General features: G+C 54.0%; 22 protein-coding genes. 14 read left to right on the forward strand and 8 right to left on the reverse strand.

Going from position 1 to position 22225, the window contains the following annotated elements; genetic code table 11:
• Window positions 1-2 precede the first annotated feature (2 nt).
• The 3 genes from hemX to hemC are packed head-to-tail and all read right to left on the reverse strand — an operon-like array spanning window position 3 to window position 2878.
• Window positions 3-1178 carry a uroporphyrinogen-III C-methyltransferase gene (gene hemX, locus OGY71_RS04230; RefSeq protein ID WP_003828975.1) on the reverse strand — a complete coding sequence of 392 codons (1176 nt, stop codon included), beginning with the start codon at window positions 1176-1178 and terminating at the stop codon, window positions 3-5.
• 21 nt (window positions 1179-1199) lie between these two features.
• Window positions 1200-1940: a uroporphyrinogen-III synthase gene (gene hemD, locus OGY71_RS04235; protein WP_003828974.1), complete on the reverse strand. Its 741-nt coding sequence runs from the start codon at window positions 1938-1940 to the stop codon at window positions 1200-1202.
• The gene (gene hemC, locus OGY71_RS04240) at window positions 1937-2878 is read right to left on the reverse strand and encodes a hydroxymethylbilane synthase (protein ID WP_003828972.1); all 942 of its coding nucleotides are present in this window, start codon (window positions 2876-2878) and stop codon (window positions 1937-1939) included. The genes hemD and hemC overlap by 4 nt, the downstream gene beginning before the upstream one ends.
• Before the next feature lie 394 nt (window positions 2879-3272).
• On the opposite strand from hemC, the gene cyaA reads away from it, so the two are divergent.
• A complete protein-coding gene (gene cyaA / locus OGY71_RS04245) occupies window positions 3273-5819 on the forward strand; it encodes a class I adenylate cyclase (RefSeq protein WP_032934207.1) in 2547 nt (848 codons plus the stop codon).
• Window positions 5820-5894: 75 nt separating this feature from the next.
• Here cyaA and cyaY read toward each other — a convergent pair whose 3' ends face one another.
• The gene (cyaY, locus tag OGY71_RS04250) at window positions 5895-6215 is read right to left on the reverse strand and encodes an iron donor protein CyaY (RefSeq protein WP_003828967.1); all 321 of its coding nucleotides are present in this window, start codon (window positions 6213-6215) and stop codon (window positions 5895-5897) included.
• A gap of 138 nt (window positions 6216-6353) precedes the next feature.
• Here cyaY and lptM point away from each other — a divergent pair, with 138 nt between their 5' ends.
• The 8 genes from lptM (at window position 6354) to corA (ending at window position 13410) form a co-directional block, all read left to right on the forward strand.
• On the forward strand, window positions 6354-6557 hold the full coding sequence (lptM, locus tag OGY71_RS04255; protein ID WP_003017937.1) for an LPS translocon maturation chaperone LptM: 204 nt from the start codon (window positions 6354-6356) through the stop codon (window positions 6555-6557).
• Between the two features lie 49 nt (window positions 6558-6606).
• Entirely contained in the window at window positions 6607-7431 is an 825-nt protein-coding gene (gene dapF, locus OGY71_RS04260) for a diaminopimelate epimerase (RefSeq protein ID WP_003017933.1), read from the forward strand.
• Window positions 7428-8135: a DUF484 domain-containing protein gene (locus OGY71_RS04265; protein WP_008787084.1), complete on the forward strand. Its 708-nt coding sequence runs from the start codon at window positions 7428-7430 to the stop codon at window positions 8133-8135. The genes dapF and OGY71_RS04265 overlap by 4 nt, the downstream gene beginning before the upstream one ends.
• The gene (xerC, locus tag OGY71_RS04270; RefSeq protein WP_103015294.1) at window positions 8132-9034 is read left to right on the forward strand and encodes a tyrosine recombinase XerC; all 903 of its coding nucleotides are present in this window, start codon (window positions 8132-8134) and stop codon (window positions 9032-9034) included. The genes OGY71_RS04265 and xerC overlap by 4 nt, the downstream gene beginning before the upstream one ends.
• Entirely contained in the window at window positions 9034-9750 is a 717-nt protein-coding gene (yigB, locus tag OGY71_RS04275) for a 5-amino-6-(5-phospho-D-ribitylamino)uracil phosphatase YigB (RefSeq protein ID WP_164563281.1), read from the forward strand. The genes xerC and yigB overlap by 1 nt, the downstream gene beginning before the upstream one ends.
• Window positions 9751-9838: 88 nt before the next feature.
• Window positions 9839-12001 (forward strand): DNA helicase II, encoded by a 2163-nt coding sequence (gene uvrD, locus OGY71_RS04280; protein WP_240389544.1) that lies wholly within the window; start codon window positions 9839-9841, stop codon window positions 11999-12001.
• Window positions 12002-12248: 247 nt separating this feature from the next.
• On the forward strand, window positions 12249-12305 hold the full coding sequence (ysgD, locus tag OGY71_RS04285; protein WP_212723238.1) for a YsgD/CorL family protein: 57 nt from the start codon (window positions 12249-12251) through the stop codon (window positions 12303-12305).
• 154 nt (window positions 12306-12459) lie between these two features.
• Window positions 12460-13410 (forward strand): magnesium/cobalt transporter CorA, encoded by a 951-nt coding sequence (gene corA, locus OGY71_RS04290; protein WP_003017920.1) that lies wholly within the window; start codon window positions 12460-12462, stop codon window positions 13408-13410.
• A gap of 73 nt (window positions 13411-13483) precedes the next feature.
• On the opposite strand, the gene rarD is transcribed toward corA, so the two are convergent.
• On the reverse strand, window positions 13484-14377 hold the full coding sequence (gene rarD, locus OGY71_RS04295) for an EamA family transporter RarD (protein ID WP_003828953.1): 894 nt from the start codon (window positions 14375-14377) through the stop codon (window positions 13484-13486).
• 51 nt (window positions 14378-14428) lie between these two features.
• Window positions 14429-14896 (reverse strand): acyl-CoA thioesterase YigI, encoded by a 468-nt coding sequence (gene yigI, locus OGY71_RS04300; protein WP_003828949.1) that lies wholly within the window; start codon window positions 14894-14896, stop codon window positions 14429-14431.
• Window positions 14897-15061: 165 nt separating this feature from the next.
• On the opposite strand from yigI, the gene pldA reads away from it, so the two are divergent.
• The 3 genes from pldA (at window position 15062) to rhtC (ending at window position 18533) form a co-directional block, all read left to right on the forward strand.
• Entirely contained in the window at window positions 15062-15931 is an 870-nt protein-coding gene (pldA, locus tag OGY71_RS04305) for a phospholipase A (RefSeq protein ID WP_286612904.1), read from the forward strand.
• 88 nt (window positions 15932-16019) lie between these two features.
• Window positions 16020-17849, forward strand: a complete 1830-nt coding sequence (gene recQ, locus OGY71_RS04310) for an ATP-dependent DNA helicase RecQ (RefSeq protein WP_286612906.1) — start codon at window positions 16020-16022, stop codon at window positions 17847-17849.
• 63 nt (window positions 17850-17912) lie between these two features.
• Window positions 17913-18533 carry a threonine export protein RhtC gene (gene rhtC / locus OGY71_RS04315; protein ID WP_038634488.1) on the forward strand — a complete coding sequence of 207 codons (621 nt, stop codon included), beginning with the start codon at window positions 17913-17915 and terminating at the stop codon, window positions 18531-18533.
• A 38-nt stretch (window positions 18534-18571) separates the two neighbouring features.
• Here rhtC and OGY71_RS04320 read toward each other — a convergent pair whose 3' ends face one another.
• Together OGY71_RS04320 and rhtB are read right to left on the reverse strand one after the other, a co-directional pair.
• The gene (locus OGY71_RS04320; protein ID WP_008787090.1) at window positions 18572-19456 is read right to left on the reverse strand and encodes an Rpn family recombination-promoting nuclease/putative transposase; all 885 of its coding nucleotides are present in this window, start codon (window positions 19454-19456) and stop codon (window positions 18572-18574) included.
• A 162-nt stretch (window positions 19457-19618) separates the two neighbouring features.
• Entirely contained in the window at window positions 19619-20239 is a 621-nt protein-coding gene (gene rhtB, locus OGY71_RS04325) for a homoserine/homoserine lactone efflux protein (protein ID WP_003828938.1), read from the reverse strand.
• Between the two features lie 110 nt (window positions 20240-20349).
• On the opposite strand from rhtB, the gene pldB reads away from it, so the two are divergent.
• Both pldB and yigL read left to right on the forward strand, forming a co-directional pair.
• The gene (pldB, locus tag OGY71_RS04330; RefSeq protein ID WP_149335741.1) at window positions 20350-21366 is read left to right on the forward strand and encodes a lysophospholipase L2; all 1017 of its coding nucleotides are present in this window, start codon (window positions 20350-20352) and stop codon (window positions 21364-21366) included.
• 15 nt (window positions 21367-21381) lie between these two features.
• A complete protein-coding gene (yigL, locus tag OGY71_RS04335) occupies window positions 21382-22179 on the forward strand; it encodes a sugar/pyridoxal phosphate phosphatase YigL (protein ID WP_003828932.1) in 798 nt (265 codons plus the stop codon).
• Window positions 22180-22225: the final 46 nt, after the last annotated feature.

Below are 22225 nucleotides of genomic sequence, written 5' to 3' on the forward strand. Positions count from 1 at the left end.
CATTATTCTCCTTGCGGCGCGGTTGCCGGAGCGTCTGTCGAAGGCGCTGGCGCTGCTGCTACCGGTGCTGTGGCAGGCTGCGCCAGTAAATTACGTACGCGGGTCTGCATTAACTTGTCGAGAATAGCCTGGCTCTGCAGCGTTTCTGGAACATCCATACTGATGCTTTGCTGGCTCAGTTGGTCTACTTCTTCAAGGAACGCTTTGGTCGCTGCATCGTCGGTGTCGTAGTAAGCACGCACCCATGTGGAGACATTTTCCAGCGCCTGGCGGTATGTCTCTTCCTGATGACGCGGCACGGCCTGGGCAGCCACTAACAGGCGGGAACGGATATTTTCACGTAAGTAAACGTCCTGGTTCGGCGCCAGCAGCGGGACGGCGGTTTCATCACGACGGCGAATAGTGATAAAGCTGTCCATAAAGTTCTGCCAGCTTTTTTGCAGATTGACGCGCCATTCGCTAATTGAGCTGGAAAGCTCGCTGCTGTCTGAGTCCATTGGAGAATCGTCGGTGTCGTTGTCGGCCAGACGCAGGTTATCAATCTGATTAGAGAGCTGATTCACTTTCAGGATAATGCCGTCATAGTCGACCTGAGTCACCGCAGAGAGGCTCGCAATGTCGTCAGTAATCGCGCGACGGGCGGTAATTAAGCTCGGGTCGTTCATATCTGCCAGACTGGCGTCGGCGCTTTTCAACAGCGCCGCGGCGGTGGTGACGTCCTGATCGCTCCATAATTTGCGACCGGCCAGTTTCACCAGAAAATCAGCCTGCGCCAGCAGCCATGTACCAGCATCGCTGCCGGAGATGGTGGCGACTTTTTGCTGGACTTCATCAAGCTGTTTGACCAGCGCGGCCTGCTGGCGAGTGGCTTCATCCAGCTGCGTTGCCTGCTGTTTAATAATACCTTCCAGCTCAGCTTTTTGGCTTTCCTGCGCTTTTTGCAGTGCCGTCAGCTGGTTCGCCAGCGCATCGCTGGTTGCCGTTTGTGTTGTTGCCTGTTGTTTCCCCCAGCCGTATAACCCAACGCCTGCAGCCAGCGCAATAGCAATCGCCACAGCGCTCAGAATCAGCGCCGTGCTGTTCTTACTCTTTTTTTCAGTATTGACTGGCTGTGACGTGGTTTCCACGGCCTCCCTGGTCTCTTCAACCACGGCGGAGGATTTTTCTTGTTCCGTCATTATGGCATCCCATTATGAGAGTTATTGTAATGCGCGTAGTAGCGCATCGTTGTCGGCGTTATCAGCGACCTTAATATCTTGCCAGCCCAGTTCCCGGGCGAGGTGCGCCAGACGCTCACTGACGACCAACAGCCGACAGCGTAGTAACCAGTGCTCACGATACCACTGCGGAATGAGCGACCAGAGCTGTTGTAGCATCTCTCCGCTGGTGACAACCACCGTGGTTACGCCACGGGATTGCCAGCGCATCGCTTCTTCCGCACCATCGTAATGTTTTGCACTGCGTTGATAACATTCACAAAAATCGACATCGGCTCCGCGTGCTGTTAGGGTTTCACCTATCAGCTCCCGGCCACCGTTGCCGCGTAATATAAGCGCGCGTTTTCCCGCAATATTTTGTAATTCAGGTAATTGTAGCAAGACTTCGCTAATTTCCCGATCCAGAGGGTAGTGAATATTGAAGCCGCTAACAGTATGCAGCGCCAGCGCCGTTGTACGGCCAATGGCAAAATAACGTGGAAGGGATGGCCAGCTTTTCTCTTGCTGGCGAAGTTCGGCATCTGCAAAGGTAACGGCGTGCTGCGAGAGGGCGAAGACCAGATCGTTCTCCGTCAGCGCCGACAGTCGGGAAGCAACCGTTGCCAGTTCCCGACCAGGTGAAAACTCGATGAGCGGAAAACTCCAGGCCACCTGCCCCAGTGTGCGCAGTCGGCTCACTAACTCTTCCCCTGCGGGAGACGGGCGGGTGACCAGAATACTCATGCGGGGGCTTCTCCGTTATAAACTTCCGCCAGAATGGCGCGCGCACCGTTCTCCAGCAGTTCTTCTGCCAGAGAGATACCCATCTGTTCGGCATCCTGTGTGGCGCCGCGACGTTCTCCGCATACCATCTGTGAACCGTCAGGCGCGCCGACCAGCGCACGTAGCCAAATCTCACCGTCGATGATTTCGGCATAGCTACCAATAGGTACCTGACATCCCCCTTCCAGGCGGGTGTTCATGGCGCGTTCTGCTTTGACGCGTAGCGCGGTCTCTTCATGGTTGAGCGGCGCTAGCAGCGCCTGAGTGCGCATATCATCCAGTCGACATTCTATGCCTACTGCGCCTTGCCCGACTGCGGGCAGGGAGACTTCCGGCGGCAGAGCGGTGCGGACTCGCGACTCAAGACCTAAACGTTTTAATCCGGCGACCGCCAGTATAATGGCGTCATAATCGCCGTTATCCAGTTTGCTGAGGCGCGTGCCTACGTTGCCGCGCAGCGAACGGATGACGAGATCCGGGCGACGTTTTGCCAACTGGCACTGGCGGCGCAAACTGGATGTCCCGACGATGCTGCCTGCGGGGAGTTCATCCAGCGAGTTGTACTTATTTGAGACGAAAGCATCACGCGGATCCTCTCGCTCACAAATGGTGACCAGCCCAAGACCATCAGGGAATTCAACCGGCACATCCTTCATGGAATGCACAGCGATATCGGCGCGTTTTTCCAGCAGCGCGACTTCCAGCTCTTTAACAAACAACCCTTTTCCCCCGACCTTCGCCAGCGGGGTATCAAGGATCACATCGCCACGGGTTACCATAGGAACCAGCTCCACGATCAGACCGGGGTGGTTTGCCATTAAGGCGTCTTTGACATAATGTGCCTGCCAGAGCGCAAGGGGGCTTTGGCGTGTGGCAATTCTCAAAACATTGTCTAACATGCTTGTTACCGTCATTATCAATCATTGACCATCCTAACATCCTTATCAAAGGGATGTCAGCGTTACGCTCAAACGTAAGTGAGAGGAAAAGGCGCTGCATCATCACTGGCAGTGAATAATGACGAGAAACCTCCCGACCGTATGAAGGAATTTACACGTAACGAACGGTGCTACACTTGTATGTAGCGCATCTTTCTTTACGGTCAATGAGCAAGGTGTTAAATTGATCACGTTTTAGACCATTTTTTCGGCTGAACAGCATAAAAAAATATGGGCGAAAAACAGGTAACGGTTATTTTTGACATACGGTTTATCCGAATTGATGGCGATTATTGTGAGCGCTTGCGCCGCGGCAATCGACAACATGACGGATAGCAACATCAGGCGATACGTCTTGTACCTCTATATTGAGACTCTGAAACAGAGACTGGATGCCATAAATCAACTGCGTGTGGATCGCGCGCTTGCTGCCATGGGACCTGCCTTCCAGCAGGTATACAGTCTGCTGCCGACATTATTGCACTACCACCATCCGCTGATGCCGGGTTACCTCGATGGTAACGTTCCCAAAGGCATATGCTTTTACACGCCTGATGAAACCCAACGCCACTACCTGAACGAACTGGAACTGTACCGCGGTATGTCGCCGCAGGATCCTCCCAAGGGCGAACTGCCGATCACCGGCGTTTACTCAATGGGCAGCACCTCTTCGGTAGGGCAAAGCTGTTCCTCTGACCTTGATATCTGGGTCTGCCATCAATCCTGGCTGGATAGCGAAGAGCGCCAGCTGCTGCAGCGAAAATGTAGTCTGCTGGAAAGCTGGGCCGCCTCGCTGGGCGTGGAAGTCAGTTTCTTCCTGATTGATGAAAACCGTTTCCGTCACAATGAAAGCGGCAGTCTGGGTGGTGAAGACTGTGGCTCGACGCAGCATATCCTGTTGCTTGATGAATTCTATCGCACCGCTGTGCGCCTCGCGGGTAAACGTATTCTGTGGAATATGGTGCCGGGCGACGAAGAAGAGCATTACGACGATTACGTCATGACGCTCTACGCACAGGGGGTGCTTACGCCAAACGAATGGCTGGATCTCGGCGGGCTCAGTTCGCTTTCCGCCGAAGAGTACTTTGGCGCCAGCCTCTGGCAGTTGTACAAGAGTATCGACTCCCCGTACAAAGCGGTGCTGAAAACGCTGCTGCTGGAAGCCTATTCCTGGGAATACCCAAATCCACGCCTGTTGGCGAAAGATATTAAACAGCGCCTGCATGACGGCGAGATCGTCTCTTTTGGTCTCGATCCTTACTGTATGATGCTGGAGCGCGTTACCGAGTACCTCACGGCGATCGAAGATCCGACGCGGCTGGATTTAGTGCGTCGATGTTTCTACTTAAAAGTGTGTGAGAAACTGAGCCGTGAGCGCGCCTGCGTGGGCTGGCGTCGTGAAGTATTAAGTCAGTTAGTGAAAGAGTGGGGCTGGGATGACGCCCGTCTGACCATGCTGGATAACCGCGCTAACTGGAAGATTGACCAGGTACGCGAAGCGCATAACGAACTGCTCGATGCGATGATGCAGAGCTATCGTAACCTGATCCGCTTTGCGCGGCGCAATAACCTCAGCGTCAGCGCCAGCCCGCAGGATATCGGCGTGCTGACCCGTAAGCTGTATGCCGCGTTTGAAGCGTTGCCGGGTAAAGTCACGCTGGTGAACCCACAGATATCTCCGGATCTCTCGGAACCGAATCTGACCTTCATCCATGTGCCGCCGGGCCGTGCCAACCGTTCCGGTTGGTATCTCTACAACCGCGCGCCTAACATGGACTCGATCATCAGCCATCAGCCGCTGGAATATAACCGCTATCTCAACAAGCTGGTGGCGTGGGCCTGGTTCAACGGCCTGCTGACCTCGCGTACGCATTTGTTTATTAAGGGCAACGGCATTGTTGATTTGCCGAAGCTACAGGAAATGGTCGCCGACGTGTCGCACCACTTCCCGCTGCGACTGCCTGCACCAACGCCGAAAGCGCTCTATAGCCCATGCGAAATTCGCCATCTGGCGATTATCGTTAACCTCGAATATGACCCAACGGCCGCATTCCGTAATCAGGTGGTACATTTTGATTTCCGTAAGCTGGATGTCTTCAGCTTTGGCGAAGAGCAAAATTGCCTGGTAGGAAGCGTCGACCTGCTGTACCGCAACTCGTGGAATGAAGTGCGTACGCTGCACTTCAACGGCGAGCAGGCGATGATTGAAGCGTTAAAAACGATTCTGGGCAAAATGCACCAGGATGCCGCGCCGCCGGATAGCGTCGAGGTCTTCTGCTATAGCCAGCATCTGCGCGGTTTAATTCGCACCCGCGTGCAGCAACTGGTGTCTGAGTGCATCGAGCTACGCCTCTCCAGTACCCGTCAGGAAACCGGACGTTTCAAAGCGCTGCGTGTTTCCGGCCAGACGTGGGGATTGTTCTTCGAGCGCCTGAACGTTTCGGTACAGAAGCTGGAAAACGCAATTGAATTCTATGGTGCGATTTCACATAACAAACTGCACGGCCTTTCCGTCCAGGTTGAGACCAACCATGTGAAACTGCCGTCGGTGGTCGACGGTTTTGCCAGCGAAGGGATTATTCAGTTCTTTTTCGAAGAAACGGGTGATGAGCAGGGCTTTAATATCTACATTCTGGACGAAAGTAACCGGGCCGAGGTGTATCACCACTGCGAAGGTAGCAAAGAGGAGTTGGTACGCGACGTAAGCCGTTTCTACTCATCGTCGCACGATCGCTTTACCTACGGCTCCAGCTTCATCAACTTTAACCTGCCGCAGTTCTATCAGATTGTGAAAACCGACGGGCGCGCGCAGGTGATTCCGTTCCGTACCCAACCGATTAGCGCCGTTCCGCCAGCCAGTCAGGACAACGACACGCCGCTGTTACAGCAGTATTTCTCGTGAGTTAACTTGCCCGGTGGCGCTATGTTTACCGGGCCTACAGTAGGCCGGATAAGCAAAGCGCATCCGGCAAATAAATCAACGGAAGCTCACCTCTTCACCCGCCTGCTGTGTTGCCGCCTGTTCCAACAGATCCCAGAACGTTTCGCCGCTTCGGTCGCAGATCCACTCGTCGCCTTTCAGGTCAAAGTGGTAGCCGCCCTGTTTGGTCGCCAGCCACACCTGATGCAGCGGCTCCTGACGGTTAATGATAATTTTGCTGCCGTTTTCGAAGCTGATGGTCAGCACGCCGCCGTTGATCTCACAATCGATATCGCTGTCGCCATCCCAGTCATCCAGACGTTCTTCAATGGTCATCCACAGGGTGTCAGCAAGGCGATGAAATTCACTGTCGTTCATTTTCTTATCCTATTTTTCGTGATGCTCGCAGTATAACGTGGAATAAATCGCGATGCAGTTTTTAGCCAAACTCTTGCTTTTACGCCTTCTCCTGCGATGATAGAAAACAGAAAGCATGAACTTTACAGGCAATCCATAATGAAAAACGTGTTAAAGCCACTCGCTGTCATTTTTACTCTGTTCAGCCTGACGGGGTGTGGGCTAAAAGGCCCGCTCTATTTCCCGCCAGCTGATAAAACCGCGCCGCCTCCGACCAAGAGCGTTCAGCCGCAATCGCAATCCACCACGCCTGAGAAAAACGATCGTGGGATTAGTGATGGGCCTTCTCAGGTGAATTACTAACGGCAGAAATAGATTTTACATTTCTGTACCCGCGTGAACGGAGTGAATGATGCAATTCTCTAAAATGCATGGCCTTGGCAACGATTTTATGGTCGTCGACGCGGTAACGCAGAATGTCTTTTTCTCACCAGAGCTGATCCGCCGCCTGGCCGACAGACATCTCGGCGTTGGATTTGATCAACTGCTGGTGGTTGAGCCTCCGTATGATCCGGAGCTGGATTTCCACTACCGTATTTTTAATGCCGACGGCAGTGAAGTGTCACAGTGTGGCAATGGCGCCCGCTGTTTTGCCCGTTTTGTTCGCCTGAAAGGGCTGACTAATAAACGTGATATTCGCGTCAGTACCGCGAATGGTCGTATGGTATTAACCGTAACCGACGACGAGCTGGTGCGGGTGAATATGGGCGAACCCAATTTTGAACCCTCGCAGGTTCCTTTTCGCGCTAACAAAGCAGAGAAGACCTATATTATGCGCGCGGCCGAACAGACAGTATTGTGCGGCGTGGTTTCAATGGGGAACCCGCACTGCGTGATTCAGGTTGATGATGTTGATACGGCCACGGTAGAAACACTGGGACCGGTTCTGGAAAGCCACGAACGCTTTCCTGAACGCGCCAATATCGGATTTATGCAGGTGGTAAAACGCGAACATATCCGACTGCGCGTCTATGAGCGCGGCGCGGGTGAAACGCAGGCCTGCGGCAGCGGTGCGTGCGCTGCCGTTGCGGTCGGTATCCAGCAGGGTCTGCTGGCAGAAGAAGTGAGGGTGGAATTACCGGGCGGTCGACTTGATATCGCCTGGAAAGGTCCGGGTCATCCGCTGTATATGACTGGCCCGGCGGCACATGTCTACGACGGATTTATTCACTTATGAAGCAACCAGGGGAAGAACTACAGGAAACGCTCATGGAGCTGGACGACCGGGCGGTCGTCGATTACCTGCAACGTAATCCTGAGTTTTTTATCCGTAATGCCCAGGCCGTTGAAGCGATGCGAGTTCCGCACCCAGTGCGGGGCACGGTCTCTTTAGTGGAATGGCATATGGCGCGGGCACGTAATCATATTAACGTGCTGGAAGAGAACATGGCGTTGTTGATGGAACAAGCCAACGCCAATGAAAGCCTGTTCTATCGTCTGTTAAATCTGCAAGGACGGCTGGTGTCGGCCAGCAGTCTTGACGACATGCTGATGCGATTTCATCGCTGGGCGCGTGAGTTAGGGCTGGCCGGAGCGACGGTTCGTCTGTTCCCGGATCGCTGGCGACTTGGCGCGCCATCAAAATTCACCCATCTGGCATTAAGCCGTCAGGCTTTTGAACCGCTGCGTATCCAGCGTCTGGGTCAGTCACAGCACTATCTTGGGCCGCTTAATGGTCCGGAATTGCTGGTCATGATGCCGGAGGCGAAAGCCATAGGCTCGGTGGCGATGTCGATGCTCGGGCAAGATGGCTCTCTGGGCGTGATGCTGTTTAGCAGCCGTGACGTTAATCATTACCAGCAGGGGCAAGGCACGCAATTGCTGCAGGAAATCTCGCTGATGTTGCCGGAGCTGCTGGAGCGCTGGATTGAACGCGTATGACCGATTCACCCCTTTCTCAGGATGTGGCGCGCTTTTTGCGCTATCTGGGCGTTGAGCGTCAGCTTAGCCCGGTCACATTGCTTAATTATCAGCGTCAGCTTGATGCCATCATTGCGTTAGCCGGAGAGACCGGTCTGCAAAGCTGGCAACAATGTGATGCTGCGATGGTACGCAGTTTTGCTGTTCGCAGCCGTCGTAAGGGACTGGGGCCGGCGAGTCTGGCGCTGCGTCTCTCTGCGTTACGCAGTTTCTTCGACTGGCTGGTTAATCAGGGCGAGCTGAAAGCCAATCCGGCAAAAAGCGTTTCCGCGCCGAAAGCACCGCGTCATCTCCCTAAAAATATCGATGTCGACGATGTTAATCGTCTGCTGGATATCGATCTCAACGATCCCCTTGCCGTGCGCGATAGAGCAATGCTGGAAGTGATGTACGGCGCGGGGCTGCGTTTATCTGAGTTGGTTGGGCTGGATATTAAACATCTCGACCTCGACACCGGCGAAGTGTGGGTGATGGGTAAGGGCAGTAAAGAGCGTCGCCTGCCGATTGGCCGCAACGCGGTGGCGTGGATTGAGCACTGGCTGGATCTACGCGGGCTATTTGGCAGCGATGACGATGCGCTATTTCTGTCCAAACTGGGCAAACGTATCTCGGCGCGTAACGTGCAGAAACGCTTTGCTGAATGGGGTATCAAGCAGGGGCTGAACAGCCACGTACATCCCCACAAATTGCGTCACTCCTTTGCGACGCATATGCTGGAGTCGAGCGGCGATCTGCGCGGAGTGCAGGAGTTATTGGGTCATGCCAATCTCTCCACGACTCAAATCTATACCCATCTTGATTTTCAACACCTGGCTTCAGTGTACGATGCGGCGCATCCGCGCGCCAAACGGGGGAAATAATGCGTTTTTACCGGCCTTTGGGGCGCATTTCTGCGCTCACCTTTGACCTTGATGACACCCTTTACGATAACCGTCCCGTTATCACACGCACCGAGCAGGAAGCGCTCGCGTTTGTACAGAATTACCATCCGGCGTTGAATTCGCTGCAAAATAGCGACCTACAGCGCTTACGTCAGGCCGTTCGCGACGCCGAGCCGGAAATCTACCACGATGTTACCCAATGGCGTCACCGTGCCGTAGAGCGCGCTATGCTGGAGGCGGGGTTGTCAGCGGCAGAAGCCAGAATGGGGGCGAATGCGGCAATGATGAATTTTGCCAAATGGCGTAGCCGCATTGAAGTCCCGCAGACGACGCATGACACGCTGAAGGCGCTGGCCCGCGAATGGCCGCTGGTGGCGATCACCAACGGTAACGCGCAGCCGGAACTGTTTGGCCTGGGTGATTACTTTGAGTTTGTGCTGCGCGCCGGTCCCGACGGGCGATCAAAGCCCTTTAGCGACATGTACACGTTGGCGGCGGAAAAACTGAAAATGCCTGTGGGTGAGATTCTGCACGTGGGTGATGACCTGACAACGGACGTCGCGGGCGCCATCCGTTGTGGTATGCAGGCCTGCTGGATCAAACCGGAAAATGCCGACCTGATGCAAACCGCAGACAGTCGTTTGCTTCCGCATATCGAAATTTCACAGTTGGCATCTCTGACCTCGCTGATATAATCACCAGCAGAACTCTGTATATATACCCAGCTTTTTGGCGGATGGCGCTACGCTTATCCGCCTTACCTACTTTTACGCGGCGGTGCCAATGGACGTTTCTTACCTGCTCGACAGCCTTAATGATAAACAGCGTGAAGCGGTGGCCGCGCCACGCAGCAACATGCTGGTTCTGGCAGGCGCGGGGAGTGGTAAAACGCGCGTGCTGGTGCACCGTATCGCCTGGTTACTGACGGTTGAGAACAACTCGCCGTACTCCATTATGGCGGTGACCTTTACCAACAAAGCGGCGGCGGAAATGCGCCACCGTATCGGCCAGATCATGGGAACCAGCCAGGGCGGTATGTGGGTCGGTACATTCCACGGTCTGGCCCACCGTCTGCTGCGCGCGCATCATATGGATGCAAACCTGCCGCAGGATTTTCAGATCCTCGACAGCGAAGACCAACTGCGTTTGCTCAAGCGTCTGATCAAGGCGATGAACCTTGATGAGAAGCAGTGGCCGCCGCGTCAGGCGATGTGGTTCATCAACAGCCAGAAAGACGAAGGGCTGCGTCCGCACCACCTGCAAAGCTACGGCAACCCGGTTGAGCAAACCTGGCAGAAAGTGTATCAGGCTTACCAGGAAGCGTGTGACCGCGCGGGGCTGGTGGATTTCGCCGAGCTGCTGCTGCGCGCTCACGAGCTGTGGCTCAACAAGCCGCATATCCTGCAGCACTACCGCGAACGCTTTACCAATATCCTGGTGGACGAATTTCAGGATACCAACAACATTCAGTACGCGTGGATCCGCCTGCTGGCGGGCGATACCGGTAAGGTAATGATCGTCGGCGATGACGATCAGTCAATCTACGGCTGGCGCGGAGCGCAGGTGGAGAACATCCAGCGCTTCCTCACTGACTTCCCCGGCGCAGAAACTATTCGCCTGGAGCAAAACTACCGCTCAACTAACAATATCCTCAGCGCGGCCAACGCCCTGATTGAAAACAACAACGGGCGTCTGGGTAAAAAACTGTGGACCGACGGCGTCGACGGCGAACCGATCTCGCTGTACTGCGCGTTCAACGAGCTTGATGAAGCGCGCTTTGTGGTCAATCGCATCAAGACCTGGCAGGACAACGGCGGAACGCTGGAACAGTGCGCCATTCTTTATCGCAGTAACGCCCAGTCGCGCGTACTGGAAGAGGCGTTGTTACAGGCTAGCATGCCGTATCGGATCTATGGCGGGATGCGCTTCTTCGAACGCCAGGAAATCAAAGATGCACTTTCCTACCTGCGTCTGATCGCCAACCGCAATGACGACGCCGCATTTGAGCGCGTGGTGAATACGCCCACCCGCGGGATTGGCGATCGTACTTTGGATGTGGTGCGTCAGACCTCCCGTGACCGCCAGCTAACGTTGTGGCAGGCCTGTCGTGAGCTGTTGCAGGAAAAAGCCCTCGCGGGTCGCGCCGCCAGCGCCTTACAGCGCTTTATGGAGCTGATTGACGCACTGGCGCAGGAGACCGCCGATATGCCGCTGCACGTGCAGACTGACCGGGTGATTAAAGACTCCGGCCTGCGCATGATGTACGAGCAGGAAAAAGGTGAGAAAGGCCAGACGCGTATCGAAAACTTAGACGAACTGGTGACGGCAACGCGCCAGTTCAGCTACAACGAAGAAGACGAAGACTTAATGCCGCTGCAGGCGTTCCTGTCTCACGCCGCGCTGGAAGCGGGCGAAGGGCAGGCGGATACCTGGCAGGACGCGGTACAGCTGATGACGCTGCACTCGGCGAAAGGTCTGGAGTTCCCGCAGGTGTTTATCGTGGGGATGGAAGAAGGTATGTTCCCCAGCCAGATGTCGCTGGACGAAGGTGGCCGCCTCGAAGAAGAGCGCCGCCTGGCTTACGTCGGTGTAACCCGCGCGATGCAGAAGCTGACGCTGACCTATGCCGAGACGCGTCGTCTGTACGGCAAAGAGGTTTACCATCGTCCGTCGCGCTTTATCGGCGAACTGCCGGAAGCGTGCGTTGAAGAGGTTCGCCTGCGTGCCACGGTCAGCCGCCCGGTGAGTCATCAGCGGATGGGCACGCCAATGGCGGAAAATGATACCGGCTACAAGCTCGGCCAGCGCGTGCGCCACGCTAAGTTTGGCGAGGGCACCATCGTTAATCTGGAAGGAAGCGGCGAACACAGTCGTTTGCAGGTCGCATTCCAGGGGCAGGGGATCAAATGGCTGGTTGCCGCCTACGCCAGACTGGAAACGGTATGATCGCCTGATGTCGCTGCGCTTATCAGGCCTACGCAGAACGTAATATTTTGATTTGTAGGCCGGATAAGGCGAAGCCGCCATCCGGCTATCTGTCGGTTAATATTCTGAAATCATAGATAAATAATTCCCCTCTGCTAACCTTTCTGTATAAGGGGAAATTATTACTTTTTCGCCATCCGTTGCGTGTTGACGTCAAAATTTTGCTGGCGTAACATGCGCGCACGATTACGCTAAGAGGACATTCGCCTTGGACACACCCAGTAGATACTGGCTCATTATCCTGTCATCCAGGATCAACTCCTAAGGCTATCCCTTTTTGCTGATAGCCTTCGCGGTTGTCAGCGACCTTCTGTTTTTTCCCGTCGCGCTGAGTCAGGCTGTTTAATGGTCTGAAACCCAATTTGTTTCTGTGTGCCCTCCGAACTGTCCGATAATTTTTTGCATTGGGAGTCCCGGTCATGCTGAGCGCATTTCAACTGGAAAACAATCGTTTAACTCGCCTTGAGGCAGACGAGATCGAGCACCTGGCCAGTTCGGTCTGGGTCGATTTAGTCGAGCCGGATGACGAAGAACGAAACCGTGTGCAAAAGGACTTGGGCCAGAATCTGGCTACGCGCCCTGAACTGGAAGACATCGAAGCATCCGCACGTTTTTTTGAAGACGAAGACGGTCTGCACATCCACTCCTTCTTCTTTTACGAAGACGCCGACGATCACGCAGGTAACTCAACCGTCGCATTTACCATTCGCGAAGGCCGCCTGTTTACTCTGCGCGAGCGCGAACTGCCGGCCTTCCGCCTGTACCGCATGCGTGCGCGTAACCAGGCGATGGTGGATGGCAACGCCTACGAGCTGTTGCTCGACCTGTTCGAAACCAAAATTGAACAGCTGGCGGATGAGATCGAAAACATCTACAGCGACCTGGAAAAACTCAGCCGTGTGATCATGGAAGGGCGTCAGGGCGATGAGTATGATGAAGCGCTGTCGACATTGGCGGAACTGGAAGATATCGGCTGGAAGGTACGTCTGTGTCTGATGGATACCCAGCGCGCGTTGAACTTCCTGGTACGTAAAGCGCGTTTGCCGGGCAGTCAGCTGGAGCAGGCGCGTGAGATCCTGCGCGATATCGAGTCCCTGCTGCCGCATAATGAATCGCTGTTCCAGAAGGTTAACTTCCTGATGCAGGCGGCGATGGGCTTTATCAACATCGAGCAGAACCGCATCATCAAGATCTTCTCGGTGGTTTCTGTGGTATTCCTGCCGCCGACGCTGGTGGCTTCCAGCTACGGGATGAACTTTGAGTTTATGCCGGAATTGCACTGGAGCTTCGGTTACCCGGGCGCGATTGTCTTTATGATGCTCGCGGGTCTGGCGCCGTATCTGTACTTTAAGCGCAAGAACTGGCTGTAATCACTGTACTTTATCCGGCCTACGGCGATGTGCTTTTGTAGGCCGGATAAGCGAAGCGCCATCCGGCACTCCCCTAGCTCCGACGAACCCGTCGTTGCGTATAAATCGCATCCATCACGAAAATCGCCAGCGCCACCCAGATAAACGCAAACGTGACCATTTTATCCGTTCCCGGAACTTCACCATAGAAGGTGACGGCCAGCAGGAACATCAGCGTAGGCCCGATATACTGGAAGAATCCCAGCGTTGACAGACGCAGGCGGGTTGCCGCGCCGGTAAAGCACAACAGCGGAATGGTGGTCACGACACCCGCGGCAATCAACAGCAGGTTGAGCGACATGGGGTTTTGCCCCATATGGCTGGTTGAGCTGTCCGCAATGCCAAACAGATAGATGGCGGCGACAGGTAAAAGCCACAGGGTTTCGATCAGCATGCCGGTTTGTGCTTCGACGGCAATCTTCTTGCGCACCAGCCCATAGAACGCAAAGCTGAACGCCAGTCCCAGCGCGATTATTGGCAGCGATCCGAAGGTCCACAGCTGTACCAGCACGCCGCAGGCGGCTAACAGTACCGCCAGCCACTGCATGCGACGAAAGCGCTCACCGAGGAATAGCATTCCCAGCACAATATTCACCAGTGGGTTAATAAAATAGCCGAGGCTGGCTTCCAGCATATGGTGATTATTGACCGCCCAAATGAACAGCAGCCAGTTTCCGCCGATGAGCACTGCAGAGAGCGCCAGCAGGAAGATCTTCTTTGGCGTTTGTAGCAGCGTTTTGACACCTGACCACTGGCGGCTGATGCTCATCAGTACCACCATAAAGAAAAATGACCAGATGACGCGGTGCGTCAGGATCTCATCCGCCGGAACATAGTAAATCAGCTTGAAGTAGGCGGGAGCGATACCCCAAATAAAATAAGCAGCAAGAGCGAGTAGCACGCCCTGCCGCGTTTGTTTAGCATCCATCGGGAAAACTCATTGCAGAAATGTAACAGCAGTTTACCTTTTTTTAGGCACTTACCCCACCATATAAGTGGCGGTTGCGCTGGCAATATAAAGCTGTTCTTCGTTATGCAGTTCCACGCGCGCCACAGCGACTTTATTGCCCGCCCGCAGCAGGCTACTGGTGGCGGTAAAGCGGCTCCCTCTTCCGGGGCGCAGATAATCAACACGCAAATCGATTGTGCCCATCCGTGACATTCGCTGACGCAGTTCGTCCTCGCTGATCGTTTCATGGCGGGTCAGCGTACTCCCAACGCATACCAGCCCCGCGGCGACGTCCAGCGCCGAGGCGATCACGCCGCCATGCAGAATGCTTTGCGCCCAGTTGCCGACCATCATCGGTTGGTTATTAAAGGCTAATTGAGCAAATTCTTTCTCATAGCGTTCGAGCTCCAGTCCCAGCGCCCGGTTAAACGGCATATGATAGACAAACATTTCACCCACTAACTTCAGCGCTTCCTCAGCAGTAAGTACGGCAGACATACGATCCCTACACCTCAATGGTTAATGAAATGTTGATATTATGCTTATTATTTGTTGTTTTCTACTTTAGGACGGGATAACTAACGAGGAACTAGCTAAGTATGTAGAATACTTGCCAGATAATTATACAATTCATCAATATTTTGGTTCAGGAGAACATTACCGATGCGGGCGATTCTGGGATGGTTACTACCAGCAATTATGCTGCCGTTGACCGCGTATGCGCAGGAAGCGACAGTGAAAGAGATTCATGATGCACCGGCGGTTCGTGGCAGTATTATCGCCAATATACTGCAGGAACATGACAACCCTTTCACGCTTTATCCGTATGACACCAACTATCTTATTTACACCAATACCAGCGACATGAACAAAGAGGCGATCAGCAGTTATAGCTGGTCCGAAAATGCGCGCAAAGATGAGGTTAAGTTTCAGCTAAGCCTGGCGTTTCCGCTCTGGCGCGGGATATTAGGCCCAAACTCGGTACTTGGCGGCTCCTATACCCAGAAATCCTGGTGGCAGCTTTCGAACAGTGAAGAGTCTTCACCGTTTCGCGAAACCAACTACGAACCGCAATTGTTCCTCGGTTTCGCCACAGACTATCGCTTTGCCGGTTGGACGCTTCGTGATGTCGAAATGGGTTATAACCATGACTCCAACGGCCGATCCGATCCCACTTCACGTAGCTGGAACCGTCTTTATACCCGTCTGATGGCTGAAAATGGTAACTGGCTGGTGGAAGTTAAGCCGTGGTACGTGATTGGTAGCACCGACGATAACCCTGATATCACTAAATACATGGGCTACTATCAGCTGAAAATGGGGTATCACCTGGGTGACGCGGTTATCAGCGTGAAAGGCCAGTACAACTGGAATACCGGTTACGGCGGCGCAGAGCTGGGGGCCAGTTACCCCATCACGAAGCATGTGCGTCTATACACTCAGGTCTACAGTGGTTACGGCGAATCGCTGATTGACTATAACTTCAATCAGACGCGTGTTGGTGTGGGCGTGATGCTCAACGATATCTTCTGATAAGTATTGAGAGTATTTTAATCATTGCAGTTTCTCTCTCAGGCGCTGAAAATAGCGCCTGTTTTTATTTCGGGCGAATGGGGTTAATGTGGCGCAGGCGGAAGTGTTGAATCTGGAAATGGGCGCTAAACAGGTTTTGCAGGAAACCTTTGGCTACCAACAGTTTCGCCCCGGTCAGGAAGAAATCATTGATACCGTGCTCTCTGGTCGCGACTGCCTGGTCGTTATGCCGACCGGCGGCGGTAAATCCCTGTGCTATCAAATTCCCGCGTTATTGCTAAACGGACTCACCGTTGTCGTTTCCCCGCTGATTTCCCTGATGAAAGATCAGGTCGATCAACTGCTGGCCAACGGCGTGGCGGCGGCGTGCCTGAATTCTACTCAAAGTCGTGAACAGCAGCTTGAGGTGATGGCGGGCTGTCGCAGCGGGCAGATTCGCTTACTGTATATTGCGCCCGAACGCCTGATGCTGGATAACTTCCTTGAGCATCTGGCGCACTGGAATCCGGTGCTGCTGGCGGTTGATGAAGCGCACTGTATTTCGCAGTGGGGGCATGATTTCCGCCCCGAGTACGCTGCGCTGGGCCAGTTACGTCAGCGTTTCCCAACCCTGCCGTTTGTGGCGCTGACCGCGACCGCGGATGAGACAACCCGGCTGGACATTGTGCGTCTGCTGGGACTGAACGATCCGTTAATTCAGATCAGCAGCTTTGACCGCCCGAACATTCGCTACATGCTGATGGAGAAGTTTAAGCCGCTCGATCAGCTGATGCGCTACGTGCAAGAGCAGCGCGGTAAGTCTGGCATTATCTATTGTAACAGTCGCGCCAAAGTCGAAGACACCGCCGCGCGTCTGCAAAGCCGTGGCATCAGCGCCGGGGCTTATCATGCCGGGCTGGAAAACGCTGTACGCGCCGAGGTGCAGGAGAAATTCCAGCGCGACGACCTGCAAATCGTAGTGGCGACCGTGGCGTTCGGTATGGGGATCAACAAACCTAACGTACGCTTCGTGGTGCATTTCGATATTCCGCGCAACATCGAATCCTATTACCAGGAAACCGGCCGAGCCGGGCGTGATGGCCTGCCGGCGGAAGCGATGCTGTTTTACGATCCGGCTGATATGGCATGGCTACGCCGTTGCCTCGAAGAGAAACCTGCCGGACAACTGCTGGATATCGAACGCCATAAACTCAATGCGATGGGGGCGTTTGCCGAGGCGCAAACCTGTCGTCGTCTGGTTCTGCTGAATTATTTTGGTGAGGGGCGTCAGGAGCCGTGTGGTAACTGCGATATCTGTCTCGATCCGCCAAAACAGTACGACGGCTTAAACGATGCGCAGATTGCGCTTTCCACAATTGGCCGGGTCAATCAGCGCTTTGGTATGGGATATGTGGTGGAGGTTCTGCGCGGAGCGAATAATCAGCGTATCCGCGAGTTGGGCCACGATAAACTCAAGGTTTATGGCATGGGGCGCGATAAAAGCCATGAACACTGGGTGAGCGTAATTCGCCAGCTTATCCATCTTGGGCTGGTGACGCAAAATATCGCTCAGCATTCCGCATTGCAGATGACCGATGCCGCGCGTCCGGTTCTGCGCGGCGAAGTCCCGTTGCAGCTTGCGGTACCGCGAATCGTGGCGCTGAAACCGCGCGCTATGCAGAAATCCTTCGGCGGCAATTACGATCGCAAACTGTTTGCCAAATTGCGTAAGCTGCGTAAAGCCATTGCCGACGAAGAGAACATTCCGCCGTACGTGGTGTTCAACGACGCCACGCTGATTGAAATGGCGGAGCAGATGCCGGTTTCACCGAGTGAAATGCTAAGCGTCAACGGTGTGGGGATGCGGAAACTTGAGCGTTTCGGTAAAGAGTTTATGGCGCTTATTCGCGCACACGTTGATGGTGACGACGAAGAGTAGTCAGCCGGGCAAAAAAGTGCCAGGATGGTGACTCACTGAACTATTCCCCCGCGAGTCATTTTTATGTTAACGCTATTTTTCACCGTTGCGTTGGTGCATATCGTTGCGCTGATGAGCCCCGGTCCCGATTTCTTCTTTGTTTCTCAAACGGCCGTTAGCCGTTCGCGCAAAGAAGCCATGATGGGCGTGCTGGGTATTACCTGTGGCGTCATGGTCTGGGCTGGCGTGGCGCTGCTTGGCCTGCATCTGATTATTGAAAAAATGGCCTGGCTGCACACCATTATCATGGTGGGCGGCGGCCTGTATCTGTGCTGGATGGGTTACCAGATGCTGCGCGGCGCGTTTAAAAAACAGGACGTAGCGGCCCCTGCCCCACAGGTTGAACTGGCGCAGAGCGGACGCAGCTTTTTAAAAGGTCTGTTGACCAACCTCGCCAACCCGAAAGCGATTATCTATTTTGGCTCCGTGTTCTCGCTGTTTGTTGGCGATAGTGTAGGAACGGGCGCGCGTTGGGGCATTTTCGCGCTGATCATCGTGGAAACGCTGGCGTGGTTTACCGTGGTTGCCAGCCTGTTTGCATTACCGAAAATGCGTCGCGGCTATCAGCGTCTGGCGAAGTGGATCGATGGCTTTGCCGGCGCGCTGTTCGCGGGCTTCGGTATCCATCTGATTATTTCGCGCTAAGTTTGTTGCCCGCCTGGGAGTCCCAGGCGGTATGCGGCTTATTGCGCAAGCTTCTGTAGCTCATCCTTCGAAAGGCCGGTCATTTCCATAATCGCGTCGGTATCAAGACCTCGCTTGAGCATCGCTTTTGCTACATCAGTAAGGGCAATGCGCCTCCCTTCTTCACGGCCTATCTGCTTTAGTTGATCCGCCATTGTCATCAGTTTTTCTCCATGCTGCGGCACCCGCTGTGCCAGCTTATACAATAATGTCTGAACATCTTGTGTATTCCCTGCTTGCACCATGTAGTTTACCAGCACGGTTATTTGTTGTCCGCTCATCTTCTCCAGCATAAACAGGCGGGTAAGTTTATCCAGCAGCTGCGCCATGTCGCGCTGGCGAATGTGTTTTTGTACTAATGTCAGCGCTGCCATACTGCGATGCTGCATGATCTCATCATCTGGAATAACCGTCACATCCACCAACGGAAATGGTGTGCTGTAAAGTTGAAGGGCGGTTCCAGAATCCTCAAAGTGATCCAGCCAGTTCATTGAGCCTTGCCATGGGCTTTGCTTGCCATGGTAAAAGAGAACAGGAATAACCAGCGGCAGAGTGTCGTTTCCCGCCTCAAGATGACGCTGCATCGCTGCGATAGCGTAGCGCATCAGGCGAAATGACATATGCTTGTCTGGTGAGCTTTGATGCTCAATGAGCACGTGTACATAGCCATGCCCGCTGGTGGTTTCCAGTGAGTAGAGAATATCGCTGAAATAGGGACGCAGATCGTCCTCCACAAAACTGCCTGATTCCAGACGGAGCGTTTCCAGTTTGCAGATTTTGATCAACGAGGGCGGAAGATGAAGTTCGATAAAGTCCCGCGCAGTTTCCACGCGGGAGAGGAAGGTCTTAAATACTGCATCATGTGGTGTTGTTACTTCCGCCATCGTTAATCATCCGTGAAAGGTGAATGTGGCGGAATTCTGGCATTAGCAATCAACGTCTAACAGTACAGAATAAAAGGCTTTTCTCCCTTTGCGGCAAAGTACGGAAAGTCATGTTCAGACGCTCATACTGTTAGCATTTCATTGCGAGCGTCGTTCCATTTGCTAGGCATGCCTTGCCGATGCCAGCAGGGCGCCTATCAGCATAAACAGCGAACCGAACACTTTGTTCAGCGCCTTCATTTGTTTTGGCCCTTTAATCCAGCCAGCAATGCGCGTGGCCAGCGTCGCGTAACCGATCATCACAATGATATCGACCACGATGGTCGTGACGCCAAGCACCACGTACTGCATCAACTGCGGTTCCTGCGGCAGGATGAACTGTGGGAACAGAGCGGCAAGAAAAACTATGCTCTTAGGATTGGTCAGATTAACAAAGACCGCGCGTTTGAACAGCCGGCTGCGCGATTGCGTATTCGCCATGGTATTCAGATCGATAGCACCCGCCGCCCGCCATTGTTGAATACCCAGCCAAATCAGATAGGCCGCTCCCGCCCACTTCAGCACCTCAAATGCGATCACCGAACGTGAAAATAGCGTTCCCAGTCCTACGCCAACCAGAACGATATGAATACCCAACCCGGTCTGCAAACCCGCAATCGACGCGCTGGCACCGCGATATCCGTGGCTGATGGCGGTGGTCATGGTATTGATTGCGCCAGAGCCTGGGGACAAGCTCAAAATAATAGAGGTCAGCAGGTAGGCGAACCACCATTCAAAGGTCATGAGAAACTCCCGGATTGTCTATTTTTATGCCACAATACGCTACTGCCGTTAGGTTGTGTCAGTGACGGCGAAAAAAACGATTTTACTTGGTCAGCGAGGCTGGATACCCGATGTTTCAGCAGCAAAAAGACTGGGAAACAAGAGAAAACGCGTTTGCTGCTTTTTCCATGGGGCCACTGACAGATTTCTGGCGTCAGCGGGAAGAAGCGGAATTTACGGGCGTGGATGATATTCCCGTACATTTTGTTCGTTTTCATGCAGAAAAAAACGATCGCGTCATCGTCGTCTGTCCTGGACGCATTGAAAGCTACGTGAAATACGCTGAACTGGCGTATGACCTGTTTCATTCTGGTTTTGACGTTCTCATTATCGATCACCGTGGCCAAGGGCGTTCCGGGCGTATGCTTTCGGATCCGCATCGCGGTCATGTCGATAACTTTAATGATTATGTCGACGATCTAACCGCCTTCTGGCAGCAGGAAGTGCTACCCGGCCCATGGAGAAAACGCTATATCCTGGCGCATTCAATGGGCGGGGCGATTGCGACGTTATTCCTGCAACGCCACCCGAATCAGTGTGATGCTATCGCGCTTTGTGCGCCGATGTTTGGTATTGTGATGCGCTTTCCCGACTGGATGGTGCGCCATATTCTGGACTGGGCTGAAGGGCATCCGCGGATCCGCGAAGGCTATGCGATGGGAACCGGGCGCTGGCGGGCGCTGCCGTTCAGTATGAATGCGTTAACCCATAGTCGACAGCGCTATCGGCGCAATCTGCGCTTCTATGCGGATGAGCCGCGACTGCGCGTTGGCGGCCCCACCTACCACTGGGTTCGTGAAGGGATTCTGGCTGGCGAACAGGTTTTGGCTGGTGCCGGGGATGATGCGACGCCGACGCTGCTGATTCAGGCTGAAGAAGAGCGGGTGGTAGATAACCGCATGCACGATCGTTTTTGTGAACTCCGCGCTGCAGCGGGCCATCCTGTAGAAGGGGGGCAGCCGCTTGTCATCAAAGGCGCGTACCATGAGATCCTTTTTGAAAAGGACGCCATGCGCTCAGTCGCGCTTAACGCTATTGTCGAATTTTTCGACAAGCATAACTCATCCAGCGGAACCCGCTTTGCCTAGAGGTTGAATTTTCTTATGTATCAGGTTGTTGCGTCTGATTTAGACGGTACGCTGCTTTCTCCCGACCATACTCTGTCCCCTTATGCCAAAGAGACGCTGAAGTTATTGACCGCTCGCGGCGTTAACTTCGTGTTTGCGACTGGCCGTCATCATGTTGATGTGGGGCAAATTCGCGATAACCTCGGCATTAAAACCTACATGATCACGTCCAACGGCGCGCGCGTGCATGATTCTGACGGGAATCTGGTGTTTTCCCATAACCTGGATCGCGATATTGCCAGCGACCTGTTTGGCGTAGTGAATGCAAACCCGGACATCGTGACCAACGTATATCGTGATGATGAGTGGTTTATGAATCGCCATCGTCCGGACGAAATGCGTTTCTTCAAAGAAGCGGTGTTTAACTATTCACTGTTTGAACCTGCATTACTGGAGCCTGAGGGCGTCAGCAAAGTGTTCTTCACCACCGACTCTCACGAAAGGCTACTGCCGCTGGAGCAGGCGATTAACGCCCGCTGGGGCGATCGCGTCAACGTCAGCTTCTCTACGCTTACCTGTCTGGAAGTTATGGCTGGCGGCGTATCGAAAGGTCATGCGCTGGAAGCGGTAGCAAAAGCGATGGGCTACAGCCTGAAAGACTGCATCGCCTTTGGCGACGGGATGAACGATGCGGAAATGCTCTCCATGGCAGGTAAAGGCTGCATCATGGGCAACGCCCACCAGCGCCTGAAGGATCTGCACCCGGAACTGGAAGTCATTGGTCTTAATGCCGACGATGCCGTGCCACACTATCTGCGTGAACTGTTTTTGTAGTAACCTTCTGTTCGTTAGTTGACCAGTTGTCAACTAAAAACTTCGC

This window comes from Citrobacter sp. Cpo109 (assembly GCF_030332565.1).
GTDB lineage: Bacteria > Pseudomonadota > Gammaproteobacteria > Enterobacterales > Enterobacteriaceae > Citrobacter > Citrobacter portucalensis.

What these genes read in the sequence shown, in the direction of transcription:
- hemX (WP_003828975.1), bottom strand. Translation starts at nt 1,178, where the DNA reads ATGACGGAACAAGAAAAATCCTCCGCCGTGGTTGAAGAGACCAGGGAG.
- hemD (WP_003828974.1), bottom strand. Translation starts at nt 1,940, where the DNA reads ATGAGTATTCTGGTCACCCGCCCGTCTCCCGCAGGGGAAGAGTTAGTG.
- hemC (WP_003828972.1), bottom strand. Translation starts at nt 2,878, where the DNA reads ATGTTAGACAATGTTTTGAGAATTGCCACACGCCAAAGCCCCCTTGCG.
- cyaY (WP_003828967.1), bottom strand. Translation starts at nt 6,215, where the DNA reads ATGAACGACAGTGAATTTCATCGCCTTGCTGACACCCTGTGGATGACC.
- lptM (WP_003017937.1), top strand. Translation starts at nt 6,354, where the DNA reads ATGAAAAACGTGTTAAAGCCACTCGCTGTCATTTTTACTCTGTTCAGC.
- dapF (WP_003017933.1), top strand. Translation starts at nt 6,607, where the DNA reads ATGCAATTCTCTAAAATGCATGGCCTTGGCAACGATTTTATGGTCGTC.
- OGY71_RS04265 (WP_008787084.1), top strand. Translation starts at nt 7,428, where the DNA reads ATGAAGCAACCAGGGGAAGAACTACAGGAAACGCTCATGGAGCTGGAC.
- xerC (WP_103015294.1), top strand. Translation starts at nt 8,132, where the DNA reads ATGACCGATTCACCCCTTTCTCAGGATGTGGCGCGCTTTTTGCGCTAT.
- yigB (WP_164563281.1), top strand. Translation starts at nt 9,034, where the DNA reads ATGCGTTTTTACCGGCCTTTGGGGCGCATTTCTGCGCTCACCTTTGAC.
- uvrD (WP_240389544.1), top strand. Translation starts at nt 9,839, where the DNA reads ATGGACGTTTCTTACCTGCTCGACAGCCTTAATGATAAACAGCGTGAA.
- corA (WP_003017920.1), top strand. Translation starts at nt 12,460, where the DNA reads ATGCTGAGCGCATTTCAACTGGAAAACAATCGTTTAACTCGCCTTGAG.
- rarD (WP_003828953.1), bottom strand. Translation starts at nt 14,377, where the DNA reads ATGGATGCTAAACAAACGCGGCAGGGCGTGCTACTCGCTCTTGCTGCT.
- yigI (WP_003828949.1), bottom strand. Translation starts at nt 14,896, where the DNA reads ATGTCTGCCGTACTTACTGCTGAGGAAGCGCTGAAGTTAGTGGGTGAA.
- pldA (WP_286612904.1), top strand. Translation starts at nt 15,062, where the DNA reads ATGCGGGCGATTCTGGGATGGTTACTACCAGCAATTATGCTGCCGTTG.
- rhtC (WP_038634488.1), top strand. Translation starts at nt 17,913, where the DNA reads ATGTTAACGCTATTTTTCACCGTTGCGTTGGTGCATATCGTTGCGCTG.
- OGY71_RS04320 (WP_008787090.1), bottom strand. Translation starts at nt 19,456, where the DNA reads ATGGCGGAAGTAACAACACCACATGATGCAGTATTTAAGACCTTCCTC.
- rhtB (WP_003828938.1), bottom strand. Translation starts at nt 20,239, where the DNA reads ATGACCTTTGAATGGTGGTTCGCCTACCTGCTGACCTCTATTATTTTG.
- pldB (WP_149335741.1), top strand. Translation starts at nt 20,350, where the DNA reads ATGTTTCAGCAGCAAAAAGACTGGGAAACAAGAGAAAACGCGTTTGCT.
- yigL (WP_003828932.1), top strand. Translation starts at nt 21,382, where the DNA reads ATGTATCAGGTTGTTGCGTCTGATTTAGACGGTACGCTGCTTTCTCCC.